Genomic DNA, 19188 nt, shown 5'->3' on the forward strand with positions numbered 1-19188 from the left:
TAAATACGTTCTTTGTCCATTATGTTAATGAGTATGTTATTAGGCTTCCTTGCCTTTTTAGTCCGTTGGCTGTTTAAACGGAAGGCAGGAGCTAAAAAAGAACAGCGCGATGAAAATACTACTGGTTACAAGGGGGTCGCAAGGTGATGTGCTTCCCTATTTAGGTGTTGCCCGTGAATTGGCGAACCGGGGTCATGAAGTGACAGTTAACCTGCCCCGCCTTTTTGAGAATATAATCAAGGGATATGGTCTGAATTATGTCTTGCATCCGTTTGACGACATAACCGGAATGATGGCCGGTGTCGAACAGCAGTCGCAGAGTGTGAAGACCGTCTTGAAGTGGACTCGCGATACGATCGGCGCCCAGTTCGAGCAGCTGATCCCTCTGTTGCAGGAACACGATATAATGGTGGCGACGAACTCCGAATTTTCGGCGACCAGTGTGGCCGAATACTGCCATAAACCGCTTATCCGTACGGCATACGGGCCGTTCCTGCCGGGCAATAAGATTCCGCCCGCCGTCTTTCCTTTTCCTAAGCCGCATCCGATTTTCCAGCCGCGCCTGTTGTGGTTCCTGATGAACCGGATGTCGAACTTTACCGCGCGCGATACGGTTAACCTGAACCGCGAAAAATACGGGCTTCCTCCGATCCGGAACTTCGGCCATAACGCGGCGTTGGCAGCGGACAATTATATGATATACAGCCAGTACCTCGGCCAGTCGGATCCGGAATGGAGCAAACGGTTCCGTTGGAAGGTCGGCGGATACTGCTTCAACGATACGTTTGAATATGACGAGGCGGCCTATCAGGAAATGATGTCTTTTGTGAAAGCGAAAGATACGCCCGTCCTGTTTTTCACCTTGGGCAGTTGCAGTGCGAAAGACCGGAACCGTTTCTGCGAGATGTTGCTGAAGGTTTGCAAACGGCATGATTTCCGGCTTATCGTCGGTTCGGGCTGGGCGAAGACCGGGGCTTCGATGCAGACGGACGAGCATCTTTACCTGATGCAGCATCCTGTGCCTCACTATCTGATTTTCCCGCATTGCGACGGCGTGATCCATCATGGCGGCTGCGGGACGACACACAGTGTTGCGCGTGCAGGCCGTCCGCAATTGGTAACTCCGCTGATTGTCGACCAGCATTACTGGGCTTATCGCACCCTTCAGCTCGGCCTCGGCCCGGAACGGGTCAAGATTGCCAAAGTGTCGGAAAAGGAGCTGGACCGCAAGATATGCGATTTGGTCTCCAACCCGGACTATAAGAAGAACGCCGCCGCTTTAGGCGAACAGATCCGGAGCGAGCGGGGCATAGAGAATATGTGCGACTATATAGAACGTTTTGGTCATGAGTAAGAATGCAATCGTAATCGGGGCGACATCCGGCATCGGACGCAGCGTGGCCGAATGCTTAGCTGCCCACGGCTACCGGGTCGGGATCACGGGCCGCAGAATCGAACTGCTGCAAGAGATGGAACAGGCTGCACCCGACAGTTTCGTCGCCATGCAGATGGATGTGATGCAGTTGGAGCAGTCTGTCGGACAGCTAAAGGAACTGATAGCCCGCTTGGGCGACTTGGACTTGTTGATGATCAATTCAGGCATCGGCGATCTGGACCGGGAACTTGATTTCGCCATCGAGCGGAGGACAATCGAAACGAATGTCCTGGGAATGACTAATCTTGCCGTGTATGGAACCCACTATTTTATTAACAGGAAAGCAGGCCATCTGGTCCTGATGTCTTCCGTCGCCAGTATCCGGGGAAGTAAGATCGCTCCTGCTTATAATGCCTCCAAAGCCTTTATCTCCAATTATGCGGAAGGGCTGCGGCAGAAGGTGAACGGGTTGCCGATCACCGTCACCGATATCCGTCCGGGTTTTGTCGATACGGCACTCGGACAAACCTATCCGATTCATTTCTGGCTGTCGACTCCCGATGAGGCTGCCGCCGATATCTATAAAGCAATCTGTAAAAAGAAGAAAATCGCCTATATCTCCGGGCGTTGGAAATGGGCGGCCTACATGATGCGCCTGATTCCTGTCGGCGTCTATTGCCGGATGGGAAAGAGATTACAATAGAACTTATCTTAGTTTATTCCGGTTGAAATGCGGACCCGCCTTGAACAGGAAGAATAGCGTGGACAGGATTGTCAGGCATGCTCCGAACAGGTAAGCATGGTTGAACCCCCCGAAGGCCTGCGCAATGCTTCCGCCTGCCATCAGACCGATACCGATGCCGACATCCCAGCTGGTCAGGTAAGTCGAGGTCGCCGTCCCGCGCTGGCTGTTGGGCGCCAGGTTCACAAACAGCGTGTTGAAAGCCGGGAACATAGTCCCGAAAGCAACCCCTTGTGAGAGCGCGATCCCGATATACAGATAAGAGGTGAAGCCCGGATTCCACCGCATCAGCCTTTCCAACGCCGCCAGTCCGAAGAAGCTCGCCGCCGCCAGATACATCCCTAATGAAATGACTAACGTGATCCTTCCTTTGTCCACCTGCCGTCCGGAGAATAGCCGGGAGACGGCCAAGCCGATCGCCATAAAGGTAAAATAGAGTCCCGAATTGACGGAAATCCCGATTTCATCGGCATACATAGCGACATATGTGGTCGTCATGCCGTATGGAATGGAAAGCAATAGCAGGGAGATTCCCGCCCAGGTCCCTTTCACTAAGAAGAAGCGGTCTAAGGAGATCGGCTCCTTCTTGATCGTTTGTTTCAGGGGCGTTTTAACTAAATAGGCCATGATGAACCCGAGGAAACAGGAGACGAGCGAGCAGGCAAAAATCGTTTCGTACGAGAAACTGGTGTGCATGAAAAGCCCGGTCATCGGCCCGAAACTCATGGCGATGTTGTTTGCCAGCCCGTAATAACCGATCCCTTCGCCGCGGCGCGAGGAGGGCAGGATGTCGATCACGATCGTATTACCCGACACCGTCACCATCCCGAAGGCGAAGCCGTGCAGGATGCGGAATACGATAAACAGGCTCAGCAGGCTGGCAATCATATAACCGGCAAAAATAACCATGAAGACGGCGTAGGCGATCAGATACAGCGGCCGCCGGGCAAACGTGTCCAACAGATAGCCGGAGAACGGGCGGATACACAGTGCGGCAATGGTGTAGCACGAGAGGATAAACCCGATCATCGACTTATCCGCGTTGAACTGGTCTTGCAGGTAAAACGGCAGGATCGGCAGGATCAGATAGAATGCAAAGAACAGCAGGAAGTTGGCTGCCAGAATGTAGCAGAAGCTGGGTGAAACGAGTTTGTCTTGTGCCATTGTTACGTCTTGTTACGCGTTATTATTGAATCCTGAATCCTAAATTCCGAAACAGTGCGGCTTCGTCCGGAGTCGCATGCGCGATTGTGTATGCTCGGTATTCCCGTGGATGGCGGTAGTTCGCCCGGAACCATTCGAACTTGTCCGGCTCTTCGCGCAAAGCCTTGTCCACGACGAGCGGGTCGAAAGTGGCAAGGATTGCCTGCTCGATCCGGTTTCCGGTGAATACATCCAGGTCGATTACTGGGTTTGCGGGTGCGGGCGGCACGACTTCGCCTATCTTTTCCACTTTCACGCCGAAGAAGGCTTCGATGTTTTCGAGGCACATACGCGTCCCGTTTGCTTTTCCGTCGGCCGAGAAACCGGCAATATGCGGAGTGGCTATCGCTGCCGCCACCAGCAGTTCGCGGTCGATGCGGGGTTCGTTTTCCCAACAGTCGATGATCAGTTCGCCAACCTTTCCTTCCTTCCGGGCCTGCAAGAGGGCTTGCGTGTCGTGGACGGCCCCGCGTGAGGCATTGATGAACCAGGGTTTGCGCCGGAGCTTCCCGAAGAATGCAGCGTCCGCCAGGTGGCGGGTGACAAAGCGGCCCTCTTTGGTCAGAGGCGTATGGAACGTGATGATATCAGCCTGTGCGGCAATGGTATCTAACGGTACGAAGCCGCTTTCCCCTTCCGCCTCTGCGCGTGGCGGGTCATTGCGGAGCACTTTCATTCCGTAGGCTGTGCACACTTTCTCCACCTCTTTCCCAACATGGCCGACACCGACGATCCCGATTGTCTTTCCCTGAAGTGTTTCCCCTTTGCGAAGTGCTGTCGTAATCAATCCGGCGAGCACGTACTGGGCGACTGAGACGGCGTTGCATCCCGGCGAGTTCTTCCAGGTGATGCCTGCTTCGTCGCAATAGCGGGTGTCGATATGGTCGAAGCCTATCGTCGCGCTGGTGATCAGCCTGACGCGGCTTCCTTCGAGCAGTTCGCGGGTACATTTATCGATGCTGCGTACGATCAGGGCGTCTGCATCGTGAATCCGGTCCGGTGTAAATTCGTTGGATGTGAGGTATGTTACATCAGCGATAGGCTCTGCGACCCCTTTCAGATAGGGAACGGTATTGTCGGCAACTATTTTCATCTTTTTGTCCTTTTGTCGGGGACAAAGATAGACATTATTTGTTGAACTTGACATAATTCAGGCGTGTGTACCTGACGCCATAACTCTCGTAAATCGCCGCTATCCGGGCCGAGGCGATACGGAGAAATTCTCCCGGTTCGTAGGCATGTTCCAGCGAAGGCAACTGTCCGGACACACGGCTCGGATGTTTGGACGGGAGCGTGAGACAGACCAGATTCCCGTCCCGGTCGATTGTCGTCAGGCGCTGGCGGACGTAAAAGAGCGGGATCGTGCCGTCGAGACCGGTCTTGTACGGATCGTCTTCTAACCTGACTTTGGTCACTTTCAGGGTCAGGCCGGTCAGCTTGTCGCCCGGCTTTCCTAAATACTGGCTTGGCGGACGCGTCTGCTGTTTCTTTTTCAGCATCTTGTCGAGCTGTACCATATTATAGGCTTGTGCCATCTTGACGAACCGTTCCTGTTTCGGGATGCGCGCCGTGAACTTGCAGGCGATCCAGTTGATATATCCCGGATCGATCTTCGAGACTTCATACAGGAAATGTCCGCGGTATTTGCCGAACGGAACCAAGTCGTCGCCATGCGTGGACATCCTCTTTTCATTATAGTTGGTGATCAGGATGCACCGGTTGGAATACCACAGTTCCGACGTCACGAGCCGGAGCGATGCGACGATGCCGGGTTTCAGGTCTTCGATGTACAGAAAGGAACGCCTGTCGAGCAGCGGCGTGTAAAACCAAAGGCTGTAGTTGGGATGTCCCTCGGTCGGAAGAACAACAAGATAGCATCCCGCCTCTTTGTAAGAAGCTTTTCCCTGATTGTAAGTATTCAACTTCTCGTACAGAAGAATCTGTTCCTGCTCGGATATATCGGGTAACCTGGGATTTGCCATATTATTACCTCCTTGTTGTCAATTTTTTTGGTTTTCGGGTACATGACAAACTGATCATGTGCCTGTTTTTAACTTTTCGGGTACATGATCGGTTTCTCATGTACCTGTTTTTAGTTTTTCGGGTACATGAGAAACCGATCATGTACCCATTCTGCTGTATTATTGTGCACTATGGACAGATTCTATTGTCTCTGCCTTTTGTTCCGGTTCAATTCGCCTGTTGACAAACAAATCCATCAGTGCTGTATTGATATAATAATTTGTTTTCCATATTTTTATTTTCTCTAACAAGCCCACTTCAACGATCATATCAAGATACTTTGTTGCGGTCTTTCTTTGCACCATCATATCTTTTTCTACAAATTCAATCTTGGTGTATGGATGGAAAAACAGATTATTCAATAATTCGTGTTTATATTGTTTGCCGAACAAAGGACGTAATATTTGTTTATACTGCGACATTAGTGTGTTTATGCCTTTTACTAATTGGATAGTGTCATCGGCTGTCTCCTCAACGCCTTTGAGTATAAATAATATCCATTGTACCCATTCTTCGGCATTATTTTCTCCGGCATCTCTGATATCCTGTATTAACTTATAATAGGTTCCTTTATTATGTGTGATATATCTACTCAAATAAAGAATAGGCAAATCTAACAAGTTATTGATAACCAAATATAAGATGGAAATTATCCGGCCGGTACGGCCATTACCGTCATAAAACGGATGTATACTCTCGAACTGATGATGAATAATGGCCATCTTTATGAGCGGGTCGATATCTTGCAAAGAATTGTCATTAATGTACTGCTCTAAATTAGCCATCAATTTTTCCACTTCTTGCTTATCCTGTGGCGGAGTATACACTGTATCCCCGAATTGATTTTTCAATTTTGTCCCCGGCACAGATCTGAACCCCGCATTGTTACACTCCAATTCTTGCTGAATCCGTTTAATATCGTTCAAGGTTAATAATTTGGTTTTTCTGGCCGATGTAAAACCTGAACGTATAGCTTGCCTGTAGTTTAAAACCTCTTTGGCAGAAGCGTTTATCAGATTGCTTGTCAAATCAAGTTCGGCCCTGTATAACTCGTCATTGGTCGTGACGATATTTTCTACCTCCGAACTGTCTTTGGCTTCCTGTAATGTTAAGCTATTGATAAGTATATCTTCATTCGGAATAGTCAAGGCGACCCCTTTTAACTCCGCTAATTTTTTATTGGACAGATTCAACTGTTTCAATATAGCTTTTGTCTCTAAGTCATATTTTAAAGGCAATTCGGGGATGATATATTTATGGTCCATATTAAACTCTATTTCTGTTATTTATATTAATAAACATGAGCAATGAACGAAGATAGCAATAAAATTAATAATAAGCGAACCTGTCTTTGTTTTTTTAGCATAGATGTTTTGCTTGTCTACGGCTGTTAGGCTTGCATACCCTCTATCGTCCGGTACGCATCCTGAATGATTGCGGGTGGGAAGCCGTTTATCTCCAACAGGCGGATAGCATTGCGGCGGTAAAGGGGGCCGCTTTTCAGTTTGTAATCGAATGAGAAGGAATTGCCGTGTATCACTTCGCTGAAATGATAGAGGTCGTATTCGGAATCAAGCAGTGTGGCTAACTCCGTGTCGTGCGTGGAGGCGACGATGATGTTGTCCGGCGTGTTCAGGTAGGATAAGACAGATTTGGCTGCGGCGATCCGCTCTGTCGTGTTCGTCCCTTTGAATATCTCGTCGAAGAGGAACAGGTGGGTGTTTCCGTCCTGGCTCCGGTCGATCATGTCCTTGATCGTATCGACTTCTTTCATATAGAAGCTTTTTCCTTCCGAAAGATTGTCGGCAAGCATCAGGGCGGAATAAATGTTTATGGGGGCGGAGAGGCGGAATGCCCGGGCAAAAGCGGTGTGCAATGTCTGGGCCGTTAGGACATTGATCCCGGCTATGCGGATGAAAGTGGTTTTGCCGGACATATTCGAACCGTTCAGCAGCACCGACTTCCCTTCTATCGTAATGGAGTTTGCAATGCAGTCCTCGATCAACGGGTGATACATCTCTTCACTGGCTAACCTTTGCTTCCCTTCGGTTTTTCCCGGCAGGCAATAATAAGGTAGCTCTTCCCGCAGGAAATAAACAGACAGCAAGCTGTCCACCAGACCGACAAACCGGTATACCGTCTCGATTTCCCGGTTCTTGTTCTTCAGGATGGAGACGGATTGCAGGAAAGAGAGCGGTTCCGTCAGGAAGAATATATGGATCAGTTCGGTGAAAAACCAGACAAACGCTGCTATATCACTTTGCATCTTGTTCTCCATGCGGAGGAATAAGGCAGTCCGCCGGATGGGTTTGAGTGTGGCCAAAGCCTTGGGGATATCTTTTGTCAGTTTGCTTAGTTCCGGATATTTGCACAGCTTGCCGGCGATACTCATAAGCTTGATCAACTGGGGAACGGAATAGATATAATCGATGCTTTTCATTTTAAATGTGTAATGAATGACAACATTTGCAATGATAGCGGTTAGGAACAGTATTCCGTACGCAGAAACTTGTGTTAACAGATAGAGAAGCAGGAACAGCGTTGGCAGGAATTTCAGGACTGTAAAGGCAATTTTCGCCTTTCCGGAAACGGTGGGAAGCTCATCTGTCAGCAACCGCACGATCATATAAGCCTCCGTGTCCCGCAAGCCGGACAACACTTTCGTCAGCCTCTCCCGCAGACCGTCGTCGGTTTGCAGGTGGGCGATGAAGTCTTCATTCTGCTCGATCTCCCCTGTCGTTCGGGGAACGGTGCATAATGTATGGTACAGGTATTGTTGCCCGACCCCCGATTGTGTCCTGTCCACAAACGTAAACAGCTCTTCAGTCCCCAGGTCCGAACAGGTCTGTTCGGACAAAGCATGACTCCCTTCCTCCTGCTTCTTATAAAGGAAGTAAGCCGCGATATCCGTAAGGTTGAACTCCTCTGTCTTGATTTTGCCGGGGTGGTTGTTTGCTGTTTGTTTCATTTGTTGCACTTGCCTCTGTTATAGTTACAAAGGTAATAAAATATTCAGAACCTATACCGTGCCGAAACCATAAACTCGCGCGGGCGGATGTTGATCCAGGAGGTGTAGCTTTCGGTGGCGGAGTACTGCGTGTAGCTGTATTGCCGCTTGTTGAACAGGTTGGTGGCTTCGGCGGTGAACTGCCAGCTCCCCGTTTTCCAGCGGAAGGAGAGGTCGGCGAAGAAAGCGTTGACGGCTTTGTCGCGGCTGACGTCGTTGTGGTAGTGATCCACGGCGAGATTGATCTCCACCGGGAAAAGCTCGTAAGAGAGTTGCAACTTCTGTACGACATTCAGCAGCGGGGTGAGGTCCGTATCACTGCCGATCTTCGATCTTCCCAAGTTGATGGTGGCCTGGTAGCTGGCGGCGAAGCTGCGGACGGGTGTCCAGATGACCTTCGGTTCGTATTGCATGAAGTCGTATCGGTAAGGCAAGCGTTCGCCGGCACTCAACTGTTCCGCCTGGTTGCGCCCTAAAAGGTAGTTGAGCGAGGTCTTCAGGCCGTAGTCGTAGAAGCCTTTGGAAAACGTCCCTTTCAGCGTCCAGCCGGAAGAGTGGTTCGAGAGGCGGTGGGAGACGAGGGCGATCTGTGCGTCGCGGACCTGTTGTTCGAAGATGCGGTCGGACCAGCCTCGGTTGTGCCCGAGCGAGAGGGTGGCGAAGAACTCGCGTATCGTGTTCTTATATTCCCCGTACAGCGAATAGCTCTGCGTGCGGTTGACCGGCATGATGGCGTTGTTTATCCGCATGTTGCGGTAGTCCGTGCGGTAGGCGTCCGGGTAGAAATCGGTGATGTCGCCGTACTTCTCCCTGTAGTTGGCATGGAAGGAGAAGCGCCAGGCATAATTCAACTTATAATTAATGTAGAAGAACGGATTGACGGCCAACCGCGAAAAGTCCGCCTCCGGAAAGGTGGTCCATACGAGCGGAAGATTAAAGGAGAGGTTCCATTTATGCCGGTTCAACTGATAGTTCGGGGTGAAATAGAGGCTTGTCCCGTTGCGGAGCGAGTTGAGGTCGCCTGTCACGCCGGCTGTATATTGCCGCGTCAGGTTTCCTTTCTTGCGGAGGAAGGACAGGGAATGGTCCATGTAGAGCTGTTGCAAGTCCAACGATTGCCTGTCCCCGTCGATGGTGATCCGTGCCGGCTGGTTGTGATAGCGCAGCAGGGAACGGACTTCCAGTGTGTATTTATCCCGTGCCCAGATGTTTTGCAGATAGTTCTGTGCGCCCATGTCCGGTGTCCGGATGCGCTGGTTGGCGGCCGAACTGCCGGTGATGTAAGAGGTGCCGCTCTCCCAGTTGCCGGACAGGCTGAAGTTGTTTGTCAGGTAATGGCTTTCGGCATTGTTCTCAAGGTTCACGGCCACTTCCGCGCGGTCGGTGCGGACGTGCGTATCGCTTTGCTCCGTCAGGGTGGCGGTGTCGCCCGTCTGGTAAAAGTTCGTGATGCTGCCTCTCTCCTGCCGCTTGAAGTCGTGCAGATAGTTGGCGTTAAGGCGCAGTTGCATCGTCTCGTTCAGCTTGTACACCCGGTTGCCGGAGAGGGAATGCACGTCGTTGAAGAGCAACCGCTCCTTCTTCAGCGGGGCGGAGAAAGATGGCTGGGAGAGGAAGGCGGGCAGAGCCGGCCCCGATTGCCTTTCCAGGCTGTTTTGTGTGAGGACATTCTGCTCGTCCGTCACATCTTTTCCCCGGTTGTTTCCTTTATAGATATAGGCCGACTGGCTTTTCCGGCTAAGCTGTAGCGCGTTGCCCATGCCTTGCCACAAGAGTGGAGAGGCGCCCATGCCGCCTTCGACCGTCGTCATCCAGCGGTCGCGGAAGTTGTCTTTCAGCTTGAGGTTGATGGCGATGTCTTCGGTCGTCAGCTTCTTTTGCAGGGCGCGGATGGGCTGGTGGTTCTCCATCACCTGCACGCTCTTGACGGCGTCGGCCTGCAGGTTGTTAGTCAGTTGGTTATACCGCCCGCCCGTCAGGTCCATGCCTTCGACGTAAAACTTGCTGATGCTTTTCCCGTTGTAGGAAATCGTTCCCTCGTCGTCCACATCCACGCCGGGCAGCTTCTTCAACACATCCTTGATTGCCTCGTCACGCGGGCTGATGAACTGCGCGACGTCGTAATTGATCGTGTCCTGCCGCCCGTAGACGCGTCCCGGACGTATCTCGACCTCTTTCAAGGTGAATATCTCCGTTTCGAGGCGTATGTGGACTGTCGAACCGGCAGTGACTCTCTGCTGGACGGGCTTGTATCCCAATAGCGAGACATGGATCAGGAGCGAGTCGCCGGCCTGTCGGAGCGGCAGGTTGAACTGTCCGTTTGCGTCCGTCAGGGTGTACGTCAGCGGAACCGGCTGCCCGGCTTTCCGTATCTGCACGGTTGCGGCGTCTACGGGCTGCCCGCTTTCGGCATCGGTCACGATCCCTTTTATGGATTGCTGGGCAGACAGGTTGCAGGCGATAAAGAGGAGAATGAATATGTATAGGAAGCTTTTCATCGTTTTATACTTGCTTATAATTTGAATGACTTAGGAGTAAATTAGCATAGACCCTTATCTTTGTTTGAATGGAGTCCCATCCAATCCTTGTTCGACCCGGGTCGAACGGTTGTTTGACCTCCGTCGAACAGCTGTCCCACCCTCGTCGAACAGCTGTCCGACCCGGGTCGGACAAGGTTTTTGCGGGAGCCGGATGGAAATGGGATGGGAGCTGAGGAAAAATAGAAGGGAGCTGAGGGAAACTAAGTCCCTTGTGTTACTCTCTTTCTATGGGGTTGTAGGGCGTATTCTTCGGGTGATAGGGTTGCCCGTTCTCGTCTGTGACTGTGATCTGGACATGGGGCGCCGTATCTTTCAGGTAGCCGATCGGGTCGGCGGCGAAGCGTTCGTGCACCTTGCGGAGGTCTTTGCGGGAGATGGGCTCGTATTCGGTGCCGGTGAACTGGATCGTTTCTTCTTCGCGCACCTTCTCGATGCCGGTACAGACGAAGGTGTAGTGCTGTTGGCTGTCGGAGGCTTTCAGGATCAGTCCGGGAAGGCCTTGCAGCTTCCAGGGGCCTTCGCTCCGGGGAATCTCCGGCGTGTACCAGGCCTCGTAATCCCGTCCGCGGAAACGGCAGGTCGCTTTGTAGCAGGTGTACGTGAGGATGGTCGCCGTGTCGGGCAGTAATTCCCAAGCGGGCAGTTCGGTCTTTTCCTCGCAGCGGAAGTTGCTGGCGGCGATCGGTTCGAGCATGGTCAGCTTCCCTTCGGGATAATTCTTGAAGATCTGGTAGTTCACATTCGCACTGCCTTGCTTCAGGTGTTCCTGGATGATTTCCTGTGATGCGCCGGATGCTTTGTCCGCCTCGATAAGCGAGTCCATGCGGAAGCGGGCGTAGCTGTAGAAGACGGAACTTTTGGGACCGACCTTCAGCATCATTGTTTCGTCGATCGGTTTGTCCGGATGGAGCGTATCGCCGATAAAGGAGGTGTTATACTGCGCGGTAAAGAGCACCTTGTCCACCGGCTTTGACTTAAGCACGTCATTGATATTGTACACATTGATATTAAATTGAGCCTGTGCGCCGAAGCAGCCCAACAAGAGAACTGTAGATAATACGAATCGTTTCATAACTTTATCGTTTTAGAGTGTTTGTCTGCTGCAAAAGTAGCGGGCAGCAGGCGTCCGGGACGAGTAAAGTTATTACTGAAATATTACGGGAGGATTATTCCAGACTTCTGGGATTACTTTCCAGATCTTTTATAATGAGTAAGACCGTACTTTTTAGAGGAGGGAGATGTTTCTTGATCGTGATGAATATCTTTTCTTCGTCTACTGTTGAATATTCATGCGAGATTATATTCCGTTGCCCGATAATTTTTATCCAGGGTACTTGAGGATATTTTGGTAACAGTTGCTTATTGGTCTTATCGTCCACTTTCTTTACGTATTCACCTATTGTCTGTAATCTCATGACGCATGAATCGAAAATAGTCATTCCCCAAGGGGTTGTAAGAAAGTCGTCCGGAGTTTGTATTTCCGTACATCGGTCTGTTATTACGTCGATTGCTTCGACGATTAGAGACAGTCTGTCGATGATTTCATCTTTATGCATAGATACCTTCTTCCTTTATTTTGTTAAGCAATAACGGTCTTAGGCTTTTACGCAGGCGGATTAAGTCGATTGAACAGTTGCAAAGCTTTTCCAGGTCGCTTTGGAGGTCAAACATCAGATAAGGGTCTGCTTCCTTTAATTCGACAAATATGTCAAGGTCGCTGCCTTCTTTTTGTTCTCCACGAGCCACTGACCCAAAGATGCCAATTTTGAGAATACCATATTTCCCGGCAAATTTGGATTTGAATTGCTTCAACAAGGCAATATAGTAATTGTAATCTTTCATAAAGAATCCTGCGTATGGGTTCAAAGATACATAAAAAACCGTGATTCCTATGCAAGTCACCGTTTTTTCCGTAAGTTTGTGCAAACTTCTTCGCAGGAGGGAGTTAGGCGTTTGGGTAGTATGAAATCAAACAAACATTCATATATGAAGACTTTTAATGAACAGAAAAAGAGTGTCCGTGTTCTCACCCTTTGCGGGGCGGCGATGGCGTCGTTAATCCTCTGGGGATGTGGCGGAGCAGGCACGACGGCCGAATCGTTCGAGCGGTCGGACTATTACACGCGTGGCATCGGGCAGTATCCCGGCGATCCGAAGGAAGATTTCTCTCCTTCCTTAGCTCCGGATTATTCGACTTACAGGAACATTGCTCTCCTGCGGTCGGCCTATTCCTCTTCCAGCCACGACTATAACCTGGTAGCACAGTTGGCGACAGACGGGATCGTGACGGACAAACAGCCGCAGTATCTGAACCTCTCGACTCCGGACGGCGACGTGCCGAGACGTGAACGCGAATGGATGATCGACGAAGGTCCGTATTCCCGCAACACGTTTCCCGGCGCCGATACCTATTTCCGTTTTACGCTGGCCAACTATAGCAAGGCGGTCGACAAACTGTCGCTCGTGGGAACAGTCGTTTATGACGATGCCGTGTCGAAAGGTGGTTACGAAATCGTCTGCGAAGGCTCCAACGACGGAGAGAGCTGGACGGAGATCGGCAAATTGAGCGGAAGCGGCTTGCCCGGTCAGGGACAGTCCGGACGGGTGAAGGTGACCGATCCGAACAAACAGACCGGAGAAACAACAATGCCGGTCCGCAAGCTAAATGAAACGATTACATTCGATACCGAAGCAAACTACTCGAACTATCGCGTCCGCCTGAAGATGGCAGGTGCGCACGACTGGGTGTTTACGGAGGCTAACTTCTACGATAAAGGGGAATTGGTGGAAATGAAACCGTCCCAGTTCTTCAACAGCGCCTGGATGAGCGCCACTACGGGAGAAGAATGGCTGTATGTGGATCTCGGCAGCACGTCCGAGTTCGACAAGGTAATCCTGCACTGGATAAATAAAGCCGTAAAAGGTAAGATACAGGTGTCGGATGATGCCAAGCAATGGAAAGATGTTGCCGAACTGCCGGGTGGCGACGGGCTTAACGATGAAATTGCCCTCGGCGGTAAGCAGAAAGCCCGCTACGTGCGTGTTCTCATGCAGCAGCCGGTTAATGGCAGCCGTTATATCCTGAGTGAAGTGGAAGTGATGGGTAAAGGCGGACTGGTGGCACAGCCTGTTGCGACTCCTGCCGCGTCGAAAGGCGAGATCAACCTCTCCGGCGGTAACTGGAAGCTTCAGCGCGCTTCGGAAGTGAGCGCTTCCGGCGAAGAGATATCGACTCCCGCCTTCCAGCCTGCGAACTGGATTGTGGCGACTGTTCCGGGAACTGTCCTGAGCAGCTACAAGAATATCGGGGCGATCGGCGATCCGAACTATGCGGATAACCAGTTGCAGGTCTCCGAATCGTTCTTCTGGTCCGACTTCTGGTACAGGGATGAGTTTGAAGTGCCCGAAGGATTCAAGCAAGACCGCCTGTTCCTGAACTTCGACGGTATCAACTGGAAAGCGAATGTATATGTGAACGGTAAGAAGGTCGGACGCATCGAAGGCGCCTTTATGCGCGGCAAGTTCGACGTGACGGATGCCGTCGTTCCGGGAAAGAACGTGGTGGCCGTCGAGATCATCAAGAATACGCATATCGGAGCAATCAAGGAAAAGAATAAACAGAGCACGGACTTCAATGGCGGTATCTTAGGTGCTGATAACCCGACGTTCCATGCGACGATCGGTTGGGACTGGATCCCGACGGTTCGCGGACGTAACATCGGTATCTGGAACGATGTCAGCTTGACGACTACGGGTAAGGTGACGGTTGCCGATCCGCTCGTACAGTCTGTCTTGCCGTTGCCCGACACGACATCGGCTACCCTGACGGCTGAAGTGATCGTGAAGAACCACGATGCCAATGCCGTTAAAGGTACGTTGGAAGGCAAGGTCGGAGAGATCACGTTCCGGCAGCCGGTAGAACTGGCGGCCGGAGAAGAAAAGACGGTGGTCTTCGACGCCAAGGACTTCCCGCAGTTGAAGGTCGAGAACCCGCGCCTGTGGTGGCCGAACGGTTACGGGGCGCCGAACCTGTATGATGCGAACTTTACGTTCAGGATCGACGATAAGGTTTCGGATGCTAAAGACTTCAAAGTCGGTATCCGGCAGATGACGTTCAACGAGGACAATCATATCCTGACCCTCTTTGTCAACGGACGCCGTTTTATCGGTCGTGGCGGTAACTGGGGATTCGGCGAATCGAACCTGAACTACCGTGGCCGTGAATATGACATTGCGGTGGCTTATCATGCGGATATGAACTTCACGATGATGCGTAACTGGGTCGGCATGATCGGAGACAAGGAATTGTATGAAGCTTGCGACCGCCATGGTATCATGATCTGGCAGGACTTCTGGCTGGCAAACCCGGCCGACGGACCTGATCCTTATTACCCGGAATTGTTTATCGCCAACGCGGAAGACTACGTGAAACGCATCCGCAGCCATGCCTCTATCGGACTGTATTGCGGTCGTAACGAAGGTTTCCCGCCGGAACAGATCGAAAAGGCGCTCCGCCGTATCATCAAAGCTGAACATCCCGACATCCATTATATCCCGAGCTCGGCAGACGATGTAGTGAGTGGCCACGGCCCGTACCGCATGCTCCCGGCAAAAGAATACTTTACGTTGAAGACCGGTAACGATAAGTTCCACAGCGAACGCGGTATGCCGAACGTGATGACCTACGAAAGTATGCTCCGCACCTTCTCGCCGGAAGGAATCTGGCCGCAGGGTGACCAATGGGGTATGCACGATTATACACGCGAAGGGGCGCAGGGTTGTACAACCTTCAACTCGATTATCGCAATGGGATATGGCGAACCGCAGAATGCAAAAGAGTTTGCTGAACTGGCGCAGTGGGTGAACTATGACGGTCATCGCAGTATGTTCGAATCCAGAAGCCAGAATCGCAAAGGCTTGCTGATGTGGATGAGTCATCCTTGCTGGCCTTCTATGGTATGGCAGACCTATGACTACTATTTCGAGCCGACAGCGGCCTACTTTGCTATCAAGAAGGCTTCCGAACCGTTGCACATCCAGTGGAATCCGGTAACCGACGAGGTGGAAGTTGTCAACTACAATGCCGGTGCGCATAAAGGCTTGACGGCAAAAGTCCAGATCCTGAATATGGATGCATCCGTAGTCTGGGAGAAAGAAACGACACTCGACAGTAACGAAGACACAACCGATAAATGTATCAAGCTGGAATTCCCGGCCGACATCTCGAAGGTCCATTTCATCAAGATGACGCTGACCGAGAACGGCAAAGTTATTTCCGATAACTTCTACCACCGCAGCCTTGAAGAGAACAACTATCAGGATCTGGCCAAGTTGCCGAAAGTCGCTTTGCAATCCGACATCACAATGGATAAAGCTCCCGACGGAACCTGGAGTGCAACAGCCGTTATCGAGAATACGACTTCCACCCCGGCCCTGATGATCCGCCTCAATGTGGTAGGCGAACAGGACGGACAGCAGTTCCTCCCGATGTTCTATTCGGACAACTACTTCTCTTTGCTCCCGGGCGAAAAGAAAGAAGTCCGCATCCACTGGAAGGACGAGGACACGCGCGGCAATGCACCGAAGGTGGTTGTTTCAGGATATAATGTAGAATAACAAAAGGATTACATTGTTTCTCATATATGGGGCAGGCTTCAAACCTGCCCCTGTTTGTTTTCGGTTATAATCATCAGCCCGATCCCTTTTACCGTCTTGATGCAGATTGTTTCGTCTTTTGACAACAGCTTGCGTAGTTTGGTTACGAATACATCGAGGCTGCGGGAGGCGAAATAATCGTCTTCTGTGTTCCAGAACTTGTCTAAGATGACTTCGCGGCGGACCACTTCGCCCGGCTTGCGGAACAGGAGTTCCAGGATGCCGGTTTCGCGTGGGGTGAGTAGTTGGGTGCTGCCGGAGGTGTGGAGCAGTGTAGCCTGGATAGGATTCAAGGTATAATTGCCGACTGTAAAGGTTTGCTGTGCGGCGCTTTTCTCCGCCATCCCTTGCTTCATGCGGAGCAGGGCGTGGACGTGGGCATCCAGCTCTTCGGGGAGAAAAGGCTTCTTTACGTAATTGTTGACTCCTAACTCGTAACCTTTCACCACATCTTTGGGTGAGACGCGGGCGGAGGAAAACAGGATCGGAATCTCCTGGTCCGTTTCCCGGATGCGGCGTACCATCTCGTAGCCGTCCATGACCGGCATTTCGATGTCGGCAACAATCACATCCGGCTTGTCCCGGCGGTAAGCTTCCAGCCCTTCTTTTCCGTTGTGGGCGATCGATACTTCATAATCACCGATCATATCTTCCAAGGCACTCTGAATAATATAACTCAGGTTCGCATCGTCTTCTACCAATAGTAACTTAATCATACTGTTATTTCGTGTTCTGTGGGTAAAGGTAATGAGATCGTAAATTCGCTGTATTTCCCTTCCTGGCTCTCGACGCTGACGTAGCCGCCATGCGAGCGGGTGACGTTCATCACGTAGTTCAACCCCAAGCCGAACCCGGTGACGTTGTTTGCCGCACTGCGACGGCTGGCGGAAGCGCGTTCGAACTTGTCAAAGATATGATTTTGTGCGGAGAGGGAGATACCGATTCCGTTGTCTTTTACCTTGATCTGTATAAATTTATTGTAGGTGCAGGAGCTGATTTGTATTTCGATTGTCTCTTTCGAGTACTTGATGGCGTTGTCTATCAGGTTGCTGACCGCTTCTTTCAGGTATTCTTCGTCTGCAAATATCTCTTCTGCTTCAATATTCAGGTTGAAAGTAACGGGTTTGCTTGTCTTGGCGGCAAACATCTGTGTCAGTTCCTCTATCATCGGGCGGATGGGAATCCAACTTTTCTCCAGCAAGAGTTGCCCGTGTTCCAGTTTGGAAATGGTCAGAACCTTGTTGGTTAGCGCCAACAGGTGTTCCGTCTCTTTTTCCAGGATATCGAAGAACTTCTCTTTCTTCTCCGGCTTGTCGTCCAACTTCCCGCTCCGGAGGATGCGGGCTCCCATCAGGATGGAGCTGAGCGGTGTTTTCATATCGTGGATCATGGCATAGGAGAAGTCTTCACGCATCCGGGCTACTTCATCCTGCCGTTTGATGATGTTGATTTGTTTCTGGATACCGATCAGCAGTATAATCAGTGCGATGGCTGTACCGAAAAAGTAATACAGCAACCGGCCGATGGAGCCTGCGCGCGGATTGATGATATGGGCTTGTACGCCTTGCGTGTCGTTGATCGGATAGACAAATGTATGCCGTTCGTTGAACAACTGTTCGTAGTCGGAGAAATACCGGATGTCTTTCCTTAAAACGGTTTCCGGATCGCTGAGGGAGACGGTATCTATGCGGAACACAAGTTTGTCCAGCTCTCTTTTATTGAGTTCTTCCCTGAACAGAGCCGGAAATTCTTTTGTCTTATCTGCATCGTATTGTTCCGTTGTGTGGCAGAAGGCCTCGTACACTTGTCGTGCCAACAGCCCTTTTGTCAATGAATAGCTCCTGCCTATCCATTGCCCCATCAGGAAAAGGACGACAAAGACAGCGACAGCCGTTAATATAATATAGAATGATTTCGTCATAACTTCTTGATTTCACCGGCAAATATAGGTATTTCACCATTCCCTGCACCCTTTGTTTTCCATCTTAACGTAAAGATAACGTTGAGATAACTTTCTATCTCTTTCCTCTCCCGTATCTTTGCAGTGTAGAAATCAAAAAACAAATACGATATGGAAACGCAGGATAAAAGGATGGAAGAATATATGCCTTCGGGAGGTGTGGAAGTTAAGGCTCCTATGGGTAAGAGAAGGCTATGGATAGTTTTTTGTTTTGTACTTCTTATCATGAGTTTGATGTTATTCGACTATATATGGGGGCATTCGAAATATATGACTGGAGGTGTTGGCGGACTTTTCCTTATGTGTGTAACTTATATTTCTTTTCAGTTTCTTCTACTATATTTTTTTACTGGAAGAGATATTAGGGCTCTTCGTTTTCGTATACATTGGAGGATAACAGGAGTTTTTTTGAAAAAGCCTATACTATTAAAATACTATCGTGTGATGTTGGTGCTGCCGGCTACAGTATTGGGCGTATTACCTTCCATACATGGATTGTGTACCGGGAATCCAACGTGCTATGCAGTAGGGCTGGTTCTATTTTATACGGGTGCGATGGGTGATTTTGTCTATTTGTGGAAACTCCTCCATTTTAGCGGAGAAGATATGATCGTTGATGGTGAAGAACCTTATTCCGCAATAGTTTTTAAAGGCACATATATTAATTCAGATAAAATGTAACAG

The 19188-nt window shown here is 50.6% G+C and carries 15 protein-coding genes; 4 read left to right on the plus strand and 11 right to left on the minus strand.

Annotated elements, in window-relative coordinates:
- Nucleotides 1–109: 109 nt before the first annotated feature.
- Both DWU89_RS03400 and DWU89_RS03405 read left to right on the plus strand, forming a co-directional pair.
- Nucleotides 110–1354 carry a glycosyltransferase gene (locus tag DWU89_RS03400; protein WP_115498273.1) on the plus strand — a complete coding sequence of 415 codons (1245 nt, stop codon included), beginning with the start codon at nucleotides 110–112 and terminating at the stop codon, nucleotides 1352–1354.
- Entirely contained in the window at nucleotides 1347–2078 is a 732-nt protein-coding gene (locus tag DWU89_RS03405) for an SDR family NAD(P)-dependent oxidoreductase (protein WP_115498274.1), read from the plus strand. Before DWU89_RS03400 ends, DWU89_RS03405 begins: the two co-directional genes overlap by 8 nt.
- A 3-nt stretch (nucleotides 2079–2081) precedes the next feature.
- On the opposite strand, the gene DWU89_RS03410 is transcribed toward DWU89_RS03405, so the two are convergent.
- From DWU89_RS03410 to DWU89_RS03450, 9 genes are all read right to left on the minus strand, one after another.
- Nucleotides 2082–3281 (minus strand): MFS transporter, encoded by a 1200-nt coding sequence (locus DWU89_RS03410; RefSeq protein ID WP_115498275.1) that lies wholly within the window; start codon nucleotides 3279–3281, stop codon nucleotides 2082–2084.
- A gap of 22 nt (nucleotides 3282–3303) precedes the next feature.
- Entirely contained in the window at nucleotides 3304–4413 is a 1110-nt protein-coding gene (gene pdxB, locus DWU89_RS03415) for a 4-phosphoerythronate dehydrogenase PdxB (RefSeq protein WP_115498276.1), read from the minus strand.
- A gap of 34 nt (nucleotides 4414–4447) precedes the next feature.
- Nucleotides 4448–5302, minus strand: a complete 855-nt coding sequence (locus DWU89_RS03420) for an exodeoxyribonuclease X C-terminal domain-containing protein (protein WP_115498277.1) — start codon at nucleotides 5300–5302, stop codon at nucleotides 4448–4450.
- Between the two features lie 159 nt (nucleotides 5303–5461).
- Complete coding sequence (locus tag DWU89_RS03425) at nucleotides 5462–6607, minus strand: Fic family protein (protein WP_115498278.1); 1146 nt, start codon at nucleotides 6605–6607, stop codon at nucleotides 5462–5464.
- A 125-nt stretch (nucleotides 6608–6732) separates the two neighbouring features.
- Nucleotides 6733–8310: a MutS-related protein gene (locus DWU89_RS03430; RefSeq protein ID WP_115498279.1), complete on the minus strand. Its 1578-nt coding sequence runs from the start codon at nucleotides 8308–8310 to the stop codon at nucleotides 6733–6735.
- Between the two features lie 44 nt (nucleotides 8311–8354).
- A complete protein-coding gene (locus DWU89_RS03435; RefSeq protein WP_115498280.1) occupies nucleotides 8355–10847 on the minus strand; it encodes a TonB-dependent receptor in 2493 nt (830 codons plus the stop codon).
- 256 nt (nucleotides 10848–11103) lie between these two features.
- Nucleotides 11104–11961: a GLPGLI family protein gene (locus DWU89_RS03440; RefSeq protein ID WP_115498281.1), complete on the minus strand. Its 858-nt coding sequence runs from the start codon at nucleotides 11959–11961 to the stop codon at nucleotides 11104–11106.
- 94 nt (nucleotides 11962–12055) lie between these two features.
- On the minus strand, nucleotides 12056–12445 hold the full coding sequence (locus tag DWU89_RS03445; protein ID WP_187574912.1) for a HepT-like ribonuclease domain-containing protein: 390 nt from the start codon (nucleotides 12443–12445) through the stop codon (nucleotides 12056–12058).
- On the minus strand, nucleotides 12438–12731 hold the full coding sequence (locus DWU89_RS03450; RefSeq protein WP_115498374.1) for a nucleotidyltransferase family protein: 294 nt from the start codon (nucleotides 12729–12731) through the stop codon (nucleotides 12438–12440). Before DWU89_RS03450 ends, DWU89_RS03445 begins: the two co-directional genes overlap by 8 nt.
- A gap of 144 nt (nucleotides 12732–12875) precedes the next feature.
- Between DWU89_RS03450 and DWU89_RS03455 the strand changes: the two genes are divergently transcribed.
- Nucleotides 12876–16505 carry a glycosyl hydrolase 2 galactose-binding domain-containing protein gene (locus DWU89_RS03455; protein ID WP_115498282.1) on the plus strand — a complete coding sequence of 1210 codons (3630 nt, stop codon included), beginning with the start codon at nucleotides 12876–12878 and terminating at the stop codon, nucleotides 16503–16505.
- A gap of 38 nt (nucleotides 16506–16543) precedes the next feature.
- Here the strand turns inward: DWU89_RS03455 and DWU89_RS03460 are convergent, their stop codons facing one another.
- Nucleotides 16544–17260: a response regulator transcription factor gene (locus DWU89_RS03460; RefSeq protein ID WP_115498283.1), complete on the minus strand. Its 717-nt coding sequence runs from the start codon at nucleotides 17258–17260 to the stop codon at nucleotides 16544–16546.
- Nucleotides 17257–18465, minus strand: coding sequence for a sensor histidine kinase (locus tag DWU89_RS03465; protein ID WP_115498284.1), 1209 nt, complete (start codon nucleotides 18463–18465; stop codon nucleotides 17257–17259). Before DWU89_RS03465 ends, DWU89_RS03460 begins: the two co-directional genes overlap by 4 nt.
- A 150-nt stretch (nucleotides 18466–18615) precedes the next feature.
- On the opposite strand from DWU89_RS03465, the gene DWU89_RS03470 reads away from it, so the two are divergent.
- The gene (locus DWU89_RS03470) at nucleotides 18616–19185 is read left to right on the plus strand and encodes a metalloprotease family protein (protein WP_115498285.1); all 570 of its coding nucleotides are present in this window, start codon (nucleotides 18616–18618) and stop codon (nucleotides 19183–19185) included.
- The last annotated feature ends 3 nt before the right edge of the window (nucleotides 19186–19188 follow it).

Source organism: Parabacteroides acidifaciens (genome assembly GCF_003363715.1).
In the GTDB taxonomy this organism is placed as follows: Bacteria; Bacteroidota; Bacteroidia; order Bacteroidales; family Tannerellaceae; genus Parabacteroides; species Parabacteroides acidifaciens.

Coding starts and splice junctions, on each gene's coding strand:
- DWU89_RS03455 (WP_115498282.1), top strand. CDS start 12,876: ATGAAGACTTTTAATGAACAGAAAAAGAGTGTCCGTGTTCTCACCCTT.
- DWU89_RS03435 (WP_115498280.1), bottom strand. CDS start 10,847: ATGAAAAGCTTCCTATACATATTCATTCTCCTCTTTATCGCCTGCAAC.
- DWU89_RS03430 (WP_115498279.1), bottom strand. CDS start 8,310: ATGAAACAAACAGCAAACAACCACCCCGGCAAAATCAAGACAGAGGAG.
- DWU89_RS03445 (WP_187574912.1), bottom strand. CDS start 12,445: ATGCATAAAGATGAAATCATCGACAGACTGTCTCTAATCGTCGAAGCA.
- DWU89_RS03460 (WP_115498283.1), bottom strand. CDS start 17,260: ATGATTAAGTTACTATTGGTAGAAGACGATGCGAACCTGAGTTATATT.
- DWU89_RS03440 (WP_115498281.1), bottom strand. CDS start 11,961: ATGAAACGATTCGTATTATCTACAGTTCTCTTGTTGGGCTGCTTCGGC.
- pdxB (WP_115498276.1), bottom strand. CDS start 4,413: ATGAAAATAGTTGCCGACAATACCGTTCCCTATCTGAAAGGGGTCGCA.
- DWU89_RS03465 (WP_115498284.1), bottom strand. CDS start 18,465: ATGACGAAATCATTCTATATTATATTAACGGCTGTCGCTGTCTTTGTC.
- DWU89_RS03400 (WP_115498273.1), top strand. CDS start 110: ATGAAAATACTACTGGTTACAAGGGGGTCGCAAGGTGATGTGCTTCCC.
- DWU89_RS03425 (WP_115498278.1), bottom strand. CDS start 6,607: ATGGACCATAAATATATCATCCCCGAATTGCCTTTAAAATATGACTTA.
- DWU89_RS03420 (WP_115498277.1), bottom strand. CDS start 5,302: ATGGCAAATCCCAGGTTACCCGATATATCCGAGCAGGAACAGATTCTT.
- DWU89_RS03410 (WP_115498275.1), bottom strand. CDS start 3,281: ATGGCACAAGACAAACTCGTTTCACCCAGCTTCTGCTACATTCTGGCA.
- DWU89_RS03450 (WP_115498374.1), bottom strand. CDS start 12,731: ATGAAAGATTACAATTACTATATTGCCTTGTTGAAGCAATTCAAATCC.
- DWU89_RS03405 (WP_115498274.1), top strand. CDS start 1,347: ATGAGTAAGAATGCAATCGTAATCGGGGCGACATCCGGCATCGGACGC.
- DWU89_RS03470 (WP_115498285.1), top strand. CDS start 18,616: ATGGAAACGCAGGATAAAAGGATGGAAGAATATATGCCTTCGGGAGGT.